The sequence below is a fragment of the Stenotrophomonas sp. 278 genome, from assembly GCF_003935715.1.
In the GTDB taxonomy this organism is placed as follows: domain Bacteria; phylum Pseudomonadota; class Gammaproteobacteria; order Xanthomonadales; family Xanthomonadaceae; genus Stenotrophomonas; species Stenotrophomonas maltophilia_AH.
Map to the genome: position 1 here is coordinate 1 of NZ_RHPP01000136.1, position 11,168 is coordinate 11,168.

The window sequence follows — 11,168 nt, forward strand, 5'->3', positions numbered from 1 at the left end:
GGCTGGCCGACGGCATGCTGGAGGCCACGGTGGCGGCCATGCAGACGCCGCCCGGCGAGCTGCTGGCGTGGCTGGGGCCGGCGGCAGGGCCGGCGCACTACGAGGTGGGCGAAGACGTGCACTCCGCGTTCGTGGATAGTGACGCAGGAGCCGCTGCGGCCTTCGTCGCTACCCGCCCGGGACACTGGAAGGTGGACCTGTATGCGCTGGCGCGTCGGCGGCTGCTGGCCGCCGGGCTGGAACCCGGGGCGATCAGCGGTGGGCAGTACTGCAGCATTGCCGATCCGCAGCGGTTCTTCTCGCACCGTCGGGACCGGCGTACCGGGCGCATGGCCACGCTGGTGTGGCGGGCCCCCTGACCGGGGGACGCCAAGCGTGTCTGCGGTCCGGTCATTCCAACACGGTGTAAACGATGCGCCGGTTACGTTCGCGGCCAGCCTCGAGGCGGTTGTCCGCGATGGGGTGGTCCTCTCCGTAACCCCGGGCAACCAGCGCATTGGACGGCACGCCCAAGGCACGCAGCTCGGCAACCACCGCTTCGGCGCGCTGCTGGCTGAGGCGCAGATTGCTGTCCGCTGCGCCCAGGCTGTCGGTGTGGCTGCCGACTTCCAGGCGCAGCGGCGACCCGGCGGCGCGGATGGCCAGAGCGCTGGCGCGCAGCGTATCCATGCTGTCGGCGCGCAGGTCTGCTGACTTGTGCTCGAACCGGAGCATGCCCTGGTTGAGTGCCCTCGCCAGTTCTTCGGCATCGTGGTGCTCGGGCAGCTGCGACAGGGCCACCCGGCCCGGGTCCCACAGGCCGGTGACCGGCAGGTGGCCGAAGGCCCGACGCAGCGTTTCGGACACGGCGATGCGATCTGCTTCGGGCAGCCGACCGATGTCGGCATTGAGCGCATCACCGCTGAACGAAAGCGCCAGGCCGGGCTGGTTGAGCGATGGCAGCACGGTCAGCAGCCGGTCCAGCCAACGCGGTGTGGCAGTGTGGTGATCGCGCTGGATGTCGCCACCTACACGGCTCCGGCCATGCTGCGCTACCAACGCGTTCCACACCTGGCGTCGGTCCGCTTCGCTGGGCAGCCGACCGCGCACATCGACGCCGGTGGCGCTGACCACCAGAGTGAGGCGTGGCATCTGGTGGCGCTCCGCCGCCGCCAGTGCAGCAACCTGCCCAGCCGTACCCGCCGGCGTGCGGGTTTTCTGATGGATCCATCCGGTCAGGCATAACAGCACGCCGGCGACCAGCACCCACAACGCACCGCGCATCGCACCTCCGCGCAGCGTACGAGCCACGGCGAGGGCATCCGGTGGGACGGCCACCGCGGCGGGCTCATTCAGGGTGGCGGCCGTTTCGCGTTCGATCACGTCGATCAGCCCTGGTAACAGGTCAGCGGCAACGACCGCGAACATGCCGGTGGGAAACGCGGCGCGGCGTGCCAGCGCGACCAGCTCGGCGCGGCCGATGACGCGTTCCAGCTGGCTGGCCAGCAGCCGGTGCGGCGGGTTGCCGGCGGGGAACTGCCCGCCCATGCCGGCCTGTTCGAATCGGTGGCGGAGTCCCTCAACGCCCCCCGGCAGGGCGCGGATGTAATCGACCAGCACCTCCACCAGGCGGCGTGCACGATGGCCCAGTCCCATGTGCAGGGCGGTGTCTTCAATGAATTGGTCGAGCAGTGACATCAATCAGGTTCCCGGTTGCAGGACCCGTCGCTGTGCGATCAGCGCAGGTCGCCCCATGCGGCATGCAGGGGCTCTGCGGCGTCAATGTGGGAACCGGCCGTCAACGCGAAATGAAAGTTCGCGCCGGGAAAGGTTACGAATCGGCGGCGCGTCGCCGCGATCTAGGCGGCCTATCAGGGCGATAGTGCCGGTGCACTGGGGTTGCGGCGATTGAGTGTGGTCAAAAGCGACATAGGAGCCCGGCACAGGTGCAGCATTCGGATGGTGCACCTGTTGTGCTCATTTTGAGTTAAAAGCGACAACGCACGCGCCGTCGTCAGTGTCGCTTTCAGCCGAATTCGAGCTGTTCCAGATAGCGCTGGCGCCAGCGGTTGATGTCATTGCCGCGCAGGTGCTCCATCATGGCTTCCCAGCGCTCCTTGCGTTTGCGCAGCGGCATGGTGGCGGCCGTGGCGATGGCGTCGGCCACGCCGTCCAGGTCGTGCGGATTGACCAGCAAGGCCTGCTTCAATTCGTCGGCGGCCCCGGCCAGCAGCGACAGCACCAGCACACCGGGGTTGTCCGGGTCCTGCGAGGCCACGTATTCCTTGGCCACCAGATTCATGCCGTCGCGCAGCGGCGTGACCAGGCCGACCGCGGCCGCGCGGTAGAAGCCGGTCAACGTGGCATGGGTGAAGTTCTGGTTGACGTAGCGCAGCGGCGTCCAGTCCGGCTCGGCATGGCCGCCGTTGATGTGTCCGGCGATCTGCTCCAGTTGGCTGCGCAGTTGACGGTACTCGGTCACGTCACCGCGCGACACCGGTGCGATCTGCAGATAGGTCAGGCTGCCGCGCTGGTCAGGATGCCGCTGCAGATAGCGTTCGAAACCCTGGAAGCGTTCGGGCAGCCCCTTGGAATAGTCCAGCCGGTCCACGCCGATGGCCAACTGGCGGTCGCGCAGGCTGTTGCGCAGGTCGCGGACGGCGGGCTTGTTGGCACCGGCCTTGGCCAAGCGTTCAATCTGAGCGGTATCGATGCCGATCGGGAACGCTGCTGCCCGGAAGCGACGACCGCCGGGGGCCTGCAGAAGCCCGCCGTCCAGCACCTGGCCGCCACCGAACAACCGCACATAGGACTGGAAACGGTCGGCGTCGCGCTGGGTCTGGAACCCGACCAGGTCGTAGGCGTACAGGCTGGAGAACAGCCGCAGGTGGTCGGGCATGGCCTGCAGCAGGTCGGCCGAGGGCATCGGTACATGCAGGAAGAAGCCGATGCGGCAGCCGATGCCGCGCTCGCGCAGCAGCGCGCCCAGCGGAATCAGGTGATAGTCATGGATCCAGACCACGTCGTCTTCGCGCAGCAGCGGTGCCAGCTTTTCGGCGAACAGTGCGTTGACCCGACGGTAGGTTTCGCGGGTGCCGCGATCGTAATCGACCAGGTCCAGGCGGAAGTGCAGCAGCGGCCACAGCGTGCGGTTGGCAAAGCCGTTGTAGTACCCATCAACGTCGCGCTTGTTGAGGTCCATGGTCACATAACGGATGTCACCCTCGCTCTGCTCATGCAGGGTGCCACTGGGCTCTTTGCCCGACTTCCCGCTCCAGCCGAACCACATGCCGCCGCGTTCCTGAAGCGCCGCGAGCAGGCCGACGGCCAGGCCGCCGGAGGTGGATTGGCCCGGCACCGCGACCCGGTTGGAGACCACCACCAGCCGGCTCATGACGCCTCCTGCCAGCTGCGCGAAAGCCGCATGGCCGCGGTGATCAGGCCCACGTGCGAATAGGTCTGCGGGAAGTTGCCCCAGGCCTCGCCGTTGTCGAAGGCAAGGTCTTCCGACAGCAGCCCCAGGTGGTTGCGGCGTTCCAGCAGCATCTCGAACATCTCGCGGGCTTCGTCAAGGCGACCGATCGCCGCCAGTGCGTCGATGTACCAGAACGTACAGATGGTGAAGCTGGTTTCAGGTTCGCCGAAATCATCCGGAGCCACATAGCGGTACAGCGCGTTGCCGTGCTTGAGGTCGCGACCGATGGCGTCCACGGTGGCGACAAAGCGGGCATCATCGGCCTCGATGAAGCCGATGTCGGCGAGCAGCAGCAGCGATGCATCCAGACGGTGGCCACCGAAGGTGTCGGTGAAGTGGCCCAGTTCTTCGCTCCACGACTCGCGCAGGATGCGCGCGTGGATGGTGTTGGCGCGCTCGCGCCAGTACGTCGCGCGTTCGTCCAGCTTCAGGCGCACCGCGATCTTGCACAGCCGGTCGCACGCCGCCCAGCACATCGCGCTGGTATAGGTGTGGACTTCGGTGCGACCGCGGAACTCCCACAGTCCGGCATCGGGCACGTCGTGCAGCGCGAACGCCTGCTCGCCCAGCGGCTCCAGCCGCGCGAAGGTGTGGGTGTCGCCGGGATCCTGCAGTCGTTGGTCGAAGAACAGCTGGGTCGAGGCGAGCACCACGCTGCCGTAGACGTCGTGCTGGCGCTGGATCCAGGCCAGGTTGCCGCGGCGCACCGGCCCCATGCCGCGATAGCCGTCGAGCGTGGCCACCTCGTGCTCGTCCAGCTTGGCCTCGAAGCCGATGCCGTACAGGGGCTGCAGGCTGCCGTCGGCGGTGGCGAGGTTGAAGATGTAGCCCAGGAACTGCTCCATGGTGCGGGTGGCACCGAGGCGGTTGAGCGCGCGCACGACGAAGGCGGCATCGCGCAGCCAGCAGTAGCGGTAGTCCCAGTTGCGGATGCTGCCGGGCGCTTCGGGAATGGAGGTGGTCATGGCGGCGATGATCGCGCCGCTGTCTTCGTACTGGCACAGCTTCAGGGTGATCGCGCTGCGGATCACCGCGTCCTGCCATTCCAGTGGTATGGACAGGTAGCGCACCCATTCGCGCCAGTAGTCGCGGGTGCGCTGGAACGCTTCCTGGACATACCCGCTGATCGAGCGGGTGAGTGTTTCATCCACGCCCAGCACCAGGTGCACCGGGTGACTCAGCACGAACGGCAGCTGGTCACGAACGAAGCGCAGGGGTACGTCGGTGGTCAGGCGCAGCACGTGGTCGGGCAGTACCCAGCGGATATGGTTGCTGCCCCAGGTCGCGTCGGGGACGTCGGCCCCCCAGTTGGCCAGCGGCCGTGCGCGCACGATGATGCGCGGGCTGCCCTTGAGCGGGCGCACCTGCCGGATCAGACTCACCGGGCGGTAGAAGCGGTCGTTGTTCCGCCAGCGCGGCGCGAAGTCGATGATCTCCAGCGCACCGCCGTGTTTGTCATACAGCACGGTGCGCAGGATGGCGGTGTTGGCCAGGTACTGCTGCTCGCTGCCGGTCATGTCCTCCAGTTCGATGGCGAAGTCGCCACCGGGCTGGGTATTGGGCTGCAGCAGCGCGCAGAAGGTAGGGTCGCCATCGAAGGTGGGCAGACAGCTCCATACCACGCGACCGTGGCGGTCGATCAGGGCACCGAAGCTGCCGTTGCCGACAACGCCCAGGTCCAGATTGGGTTCACTCATGTGGGGTTTCCAGTCTTAGTAAGCGTTCTCACGCAACCAGCCATGCACATTGCGGATCTGCGGCAGTGCGAACACGGCGGCGCTGGGCTCGCGCGCGCCCACCAGCACGCTCCAGCCGTGCAGGGTGTTGGCGGCGTCGAAGCCGAATTCGTCGGTCAGGTCATCGCCCAGGAACACCGGCACGCGTCCGCGGAAAGGGGCGTGCTGCATCAGCTGGCGGATGGCGCGGCCCTTGTCGCTGCCGACCGGCACGAACTCGACCACGTGGTCACCGGGCTGCAGTCGATAGCCGCTGTGCCCGCGGATATGCCGTTCGGCAAACTGCTGCACGTCGGTTGCGGCGTGGGGGGCGGCACGCCAGTGCAGGGCCAGGCTGCGACCCTTGTCTTCGACCAGCACGCCGGGATGTCCGTGCGCGAAACGCATTGCCTGCTGGTGCACGGCGTGCAGCCAGGTGCTGGTGTTGCCGTCATCGGCCGCATCATGCGCGGGCGGGTCGAGGCTCGGATGCGTGCGTAGCTCGTGGCCATGCAGGCCGGCGGCGGGCAACCTCAGCGGGGCGAACAGGGTATCCAGCTGGTCCAGGGGCCTGCCGCTGATCAGCGCGACCGCGCCTTCCAGGCGGTCGCTGATGCGACCAATGGCTTCGCGCACTTCAGGCAGCAGCCGTACGGCCTCGGGGTCGTCGGCGAATTCAATCAGGGTGCCGTCCACATCCAGGAACAGCGCACAGGCATCGTCCAGCAGTGGCGGCGGCGGACGTTGGGGGAAGTCGTTGGCCATGGACGCCAACATGCCAGCGCGGATGTGATTGCCGGGTAATGACAACCACACCCGTGCGGCGTCCGGTTGCCGCGGGTTCACGGCGCGTTGCGCCGCCGCCCGACCAACGGTCGGGCGCTACCGGAGCTCGGCAGGTGACGACCGTTGGTCGTCACCCGGCCTCAGAACGTATACCGCACGCGCCCGTAATAATAGGCACCATTGCTGCCAATCGGTGACAGCACGTCATACGGAAGATTGCCGTAATAGTAGATGTCGTCGTTGGAAAGGTCCGAATAGTTGTCGGTCAGGTTCTGGCCACCCAGCGCCACGCTCCACTGCGGGGTGATCTTGAACTCGACCTCGGCATCAAGCTGCCATTCCGCGCCATAGGTCTGACGCGGAATGAAGCCGTCACCGAAGTTGAAGACCCGGGTGGCGCTGCCGTAGCGGGTCAAGCGGCTGTTCAGTGCCCAGCGGTCATTCGTCCATGCCGCCGCCAGCGAGCCGCGCGTGCGCGGGGTGGCGTCGGTCAGCGTGTTGGTTTCCTCCACGCCAAACAGCACGTATTCCGGGTCGAGCGCGAGCAGGTTGGCCGGGGTGGCCAGCACGTTCTTCAACGTGGTCTTGTTGTAGGCGTAGGTACCGGTCAGCACCAGTTCGCCTCCGCCCAGCGACTGCCGCCAGTTGCTCACCAGTTCCGCGCCACGGGTGCGGGTGTCGGCGGCATTGACGAAGAAGCTGGCGCTCTGCAGTCCGGCCACGCCGAACTGCTGCTGTACATAGTCTGTCAGCGCATCGCCGGTAATGCTTTCGGAAATGGCAATGCGGTCATCGATATCGATCTGGTAGAAGTCCAGCGATACATCGAAGTGCTCGCCGATGCGGCTGGTGAAGCCCAGGCTGGTGTTGATCGACTTTTCCGGCTTCAGCTCGGTGGCACCCAGGCCGCGAGCAATCGGGTTGTTCACCGACAGCACGCGGCCCTGCACCAGCTGGCCGGCGGCGTTGTAGCCGGTGGAGGTGGATTCGTAGCCGATCTGTGCCAGCGACGGTGCGCGGAAGTTGTTGGAAATGGCACCGCGCAGCGCGAACGCCGGGGTGAATTCGTAGCGCAGGCCGAGCTTGCCGGTCAGTTCGCTGCCGTAGTCGTCACTGTGTTCATAGCGCGCGGCCAGGTCGCTGGAGAAGTGATCGCCAAAGGTACTGGACAGGCTGGCATAGGCACTGGCCACGTCACGCGAGAGCGAGGTGGCATCCTGCGGGGTCAGGCCACCACCCGCCTGCGAGCCGGTCGGGCGGTCGGTGTACGGGCCGGCTGCGTAGCTGGCCGGGTCGCCGGGCCGGGTCTGGTAGTGATCACGGCGGGCTTCCAGGCCCAGACCCAGGCTGTGACTGTTGTTGCCCTGGGTGAACACCCGGCCCAGGTCGAAGTTGCCCACGGTCAGTTCATTGCGGTAATCGCCGGTCTTGAACGTGGTCGGACTGGTGGGACCCAGCGAGGCATTGAGCGAATCGCGCAGGCGGTAGGTGAAGGTATTGAAGCCGTAGTCCAGGCTGGCGTCGTAATTCCATTCACCCCACTGGCCCTTCGCACCGGCCACGGCCTGCACGTCGCGGTTCTCGCCTTCGGAAATCGGGCGGTAGCCATTCGGATAGAGCTCGGTCCAGTTGGCGTCGCTGTCGGGGTAGCGGAAGTAGTTCGCACCTTCACTGTCGCGCTGGTTGAAGGTGCTGAAGAAATAGAACTTGGAGGTTTCGCCGAACGGCAGTTCGCTGTTGATCCAGGCGTTGAGGTCCTTGGTCTTGCCATCGCCCAGCACGTAGTTGCGCTGACCCTGCAGGGCCAGGTTGGCGTCGCTCTGGTCCCACGGCGGAATCTGGTCGAAGCCGGCGCGGTTGGTGCCTTCGCGGTTCTTAAGTTCCAGGCCCACGCGCAGGAAACCGCCGTCATCGCTCAGTGCGGTACCCACCTTGGCGCTGAAGAAGCTGGTCTGGCCGTCGGTGAGGGTGCGGTCGATCGGCTTGAGGTCGGTGTGGTGTGCGCCGAAGCTGGCTTCAATGGCACCGCCCTCCGGCGCGTTGTCGAGGATGACGTTGATCACCCCGGCCACCGCGTCAGAACCATACAGCGCGCCGGCACCGTCGCGCAGCACCTCAATGCGGCTGATCGCGCTGACCGGAATGGAATTGAAGTCCACCGGAGTGGTGCCCTTGCCGATCTTGCTGTCGGTGTTGACCAACGCGCTGGTGTGGCGGCGTTTGCCGTTCACCAGCACCAGCACCTGGTCGGGCGAGAGGCCCCGAAGCTGCGCGGCGCGCACGTGATCGGCACCGCCGGAGTTGGACTGGCGCGGGAAGTTGAACGACGGCAGCAGGGTCTGCAGGGCGCTGCCGAGCTCGCCGTTGACCACGCCCGCCTTGCGGATGTCTTCGGCGGTGAGCACGTCCACCGGCGAAGTGGATTCCAACACGGTGCGGTCGATAGCGCGGGTACCGGTGACGATCACTGTGTCCAGGGTGGTAGCCGAAGCCGGCGCGTCCTGCGCGTGGAGGTCCTGGGCCAGCAGGGGAGAGGAGAGGACCAGGGCAATGGCAAGGCCAAGGCGTGACGTGGACAGGCGGGACATGCGGACTCCAGCAGAACGACGGGGGCAGGGCGGATCCGGATAGTTTCATTTACATCCATCCGGATGAAGCGATATATTATCCCCGCGTGATGCTGCACTGCAAGGTCATCACCATGCCCGTCATGACAATGCGTTATTGCCCCCCGCTCCGGAATGCCCATGAAAGCCCATACCCTGCTGCTCGCCCTCATCCTCACCGCCACCGGCTGCGCAAGCGCGTCTGGCCCGGCGACCCGGCCGGCAGAACCCGCCGCCGTCACCGCCACCCTGCAGGGCGACGCCGCACGCCCGGATGCCGCCGCCGGTTGGGTGCGCAGCGAGCTGTACTTTGGCGTGGGCGAAGAGAGCGGGGCGTCCGAGCGCAAGCAGACCGATGCGATCACAGAAGCGCAATGGCGCGACTTCCTCGACAAGCAGGTCACCCCGCGTTTCCCCGATGGGCTGACCGTGTTCGATGCATACGGCCAGTGGCTGTTCCGTGGTGCCAAGGAGCCCAACCGCCTGCGCACCAAGGTGCTGGTGGTGCTGCATGAGAACACCCCGCAGCGTCGCGCCGACATCGAGGCGATCCGGCTGGCGTGGAAGCAGGCGACCGGGCACCAGTCGGTGTTGTGGGCGCAGCAGGCGGTGGATGTGTCGTTCTAAGGTGTGTGCACCAACGGTGCACACCTACCGTACATACATAGGTATGAACCGGCGTGCTTTCCCACGCCGGTGTCACCTGCACAGGACTAGGCTGCAGCTTCCCCCGGAACTGCGGATGTCCCGTCATGAGCAAGCGCGTTGCCGAAATTGTCGTTGAAACCCTGCAGGCCGCCGGTGTGCGCCATTGCTACGGGATCGTGGGCGATACGCTCAACCACGTCACCGACGCCATCCATCGCAGCGACATCGACTGGGTGCACGTGCGCCATGAAGAGGTCGCTGCGTTCGCGGCCGGGGCCGATTCCCTGATCAGCGGGCAACTGACGGCCTGCGCCGGCTCCTGTGGCCCCGGCGGGCTTCATTTCATCAACGGCATTTTTGAATGCAACCGCAACCGCGCGCCGCTGGTGTTGATCGCCAGCCAGGTGGTCACCACTGAACTGGGCATGGAGTTTCCACAGGAAGTGGACTTCAAAGCGGTGTATGCCAGCTGCAGCGTGTTCTGCGAGCAGGTGCACAGTCCCGAGCAGGCCCGCCGCGTGGTGGCCCTGGCCTGCCAGGCCGCGATCAGTCGCCGCGGCGTGGCGGTGGTGATTCTGCCGGCCGACATCAGCGAGGCGGAGGTGAAGCACGACGTGCCGTTCGGCGTGCACTTCACCCAGCCGGTGCTGCGCCCCAGTGACGAGGAACTGCAGCGCATCGTCGCGCTGATCGGCGCGGGGACGCGGATCGGCATCTACGCCGGCGCGGGCTGCGAACACGTGCATGACGCGCTGGTGGCACTGGGCGAACGCCTGAAGGCTCCGATCGCGCATACGTCGCGGGCCAAGGATTTCGTGGAGTACGACAATCCGTACAACATGGGCATGACCGGCATTTTCGGCATCGAATCGGGGTTCCACACGCTGATGGGCTGCGACACCCTGTTGCTGCTGGGGGCCGACTTCGCCTGGGGCCAGTACTATCCGGACAAAGCCACGCTGATCCAGGTCGACCGCGACGGCAGCCACCTGGGCCGCCGCCACCCGGTGCAGCTGGGCGTGGTCGGCGATATCGGCCCGACCCTGGAAGCCTTGTTGCCGTTGCTGCCCGAGCGGGACGACCGCAGCTTTCTGGACGAGTGCATCGCGCATCGCGAAAAGGCATTGGCGACGCGTGCCGAGGAAGAGCAGCCGGGTGAGGGCGCGCTGATCCATCCACAGCATCTGACCGCGTTGATTGATCGGCATGCCAGCGACGACGCGCTGTTCACCGCTGACGGCGGTTCGCCGATGGTCTGGATTCTGCGCCATATCCGTGCCAATGGCCGCCGCCGCACCCTGACCAGCCTGCTGCACGGCACGATGGCCAACGCCATGCCGCAGGCGCTCGGGCTGCAGAAGGCATTTCCTGGCCGCCAGGTGATTTCCCTGTCCGGCGACGGCGGCATCGCCATGCTGCTGGGCGATCTGCTCACTGCGGTGCAGGAGAACCTGCCGATCAAGGTGGTGGTCTACAACAACAGTTCGCTGAACTTTGTCGAGCTGGAGCAGAAGGTCGAAGGCCTGCTGGACAACTACACCGACCTGAAGAATCCGGATTTTGGCCGCCTGGCAGAGGTGATCGGCTTCTACGGCCGCACCGTGACCCGCAGCGAGGACCTGGAACAGGCGGTGCAGGACGTGCTGGCCCACCCTGGTCCGGCGCTGCTGGACGTGCACACCAGCCCGACCGAGCTGGTGATGCCGCCGCAGGTGGAAGCCAAGCAGGTGGCCGGCACCGCCTTGTACGCGGCGAAGGCGCTGTTGAGCGGGCGGGTGCGGGACGTGCGCGACCTGCTGGCCAACAATTTCCTCAACAAGCCCTGATTTACGGGGTCTGGGACTCGGTAGCGCCGGCCGTTGGCCGGCCCAGGCGGGGCGGGCGGGGGGCGGGCCCCCCCCCGCGCCCGCCCCGGGTGCGGCGGCGGGCGCGCGGGTGTTCCCCGCGCCACCCCCCCGC

At 66.5% G+C, this 11,168-nt stretch carries 8 protein-coding genes; 3 read left to right on the top strand and 5 right to left on the bottom strand.

Annotated elements, in window-relative coordinates:
- The coding region (locus tag EGJ34_RS17800) for a laccase domain-containing protein (RefSeq protein ID WP_148100515.1) at positions 1-359 on the top strand (359 nt) is incomplete at its 5' end.
- A gap of 31 nt (positions 360-390) precedes the next feature.
- Here the strand turns inward: EGJ34_RS17800 and EGJ34_RS17805 are convergent.
- The 5 genes from EGJ34_RS17805 to EGJ34_RS17825 form a co-directional block, all read right to left on the bottom strand.
- Positions 391-1,677 carry an OmpA family protein gene (locus EGJ34_RS17805; RefSeq protein WP_125361809.1) on the bottom strand — a complete coding sequence of 429 codons (1,287 nt, stop codon included), beginning with the start codon at positions 1,675-1,677 and terminating at the stop codon, positions 391-393.
- Positions 1,678-2,005: 328 nt separating this feature from the next.
- Positions 2,006-3,373: an alpha,alpha-trehalose-phosphate synthase (UDP-forming) gene (otsA, locus tag EGJ34_RS17810; protein ID WP_125361810.1), complete on the bottom strand. Its 1,368-nt coding sequence runs from the start codon at positions 3,371-3,373 to the stop codon at positions 2,006-2,008.
- The gene (locus EGJ34_RS17815; RefSeq protein WP_125361811.1) at positions 3,370-5,151 is read right to left on the bottom strand and encodes a glycoside hydrolase family 15 protein; all 1,782 of its coding nucleotides are present in this window, start codon (positions 5,149-5,151) and stop codon (positions 3,370-3,372) included. The genes otsA and EGJ34_RS17815 overlap by 4 nt, the downstream gene beginning before the upstream one ends.
- A gap of 15 nt (positions 5,152-5,166) precedes the next feature.
- Entirely contained in the window at positions 5,167-5,934 is a 768-nt protein-coding gene (gene otsB, locus EGJ34_RS17820) for a trehalose-phosphatase (RefSeq protein ID WP_125361812.1), read from the bottom strand.
- A gap of 161 nt (positions 5,935-6,095) precedes the next feature.
- Positions 6,096-8,543 carry a TonB-dependent receptor gene (locus tag EGJ34_RS17825; protein WP_125361813.1) on the bottom strand — a complete coding sequence of 816 codons (2,448 nt, stop codon included), beginning with the start codon at positions 8,541-8,543 and terminating at the stop codon, positions 6,096-6,098.
- A gap of 159 nt (positions 8,544-8,702) precedes the next feature.
- On the opposite strand from EGJ34_RS17825, the gene EGJ34_RS17830 reads away from it, so the two are divergent.
- Positions 8,703-9,188, top strand: coding sequence for a DUF3574 domain-containing protein (locus EGJ34_RS17830; RefSeq protein ID WP_125361814.1), 486 nt, complete (start codon positions 8,703-8,705; stop codon positions 9,186-9,188).
- Between the two features lie 125 nt (positions 9,189-9,313).
- Positions 9,314-11,035 carry a thiamine pyrophosphate-dependent enzyme gene (locus tag EGJ34_RS17835; RefSeq protein ID WP_125361815.1) on the top strand — a complete coding sequence of 574 codons (1,722 nt, stop codon included), beginning with the start codon at positions 9,314-9,316 and terminating at the stop codon, positions 11,033-11,035.
- Positions 11,036-11,168 lie beyond the last annotated feature (133 nt).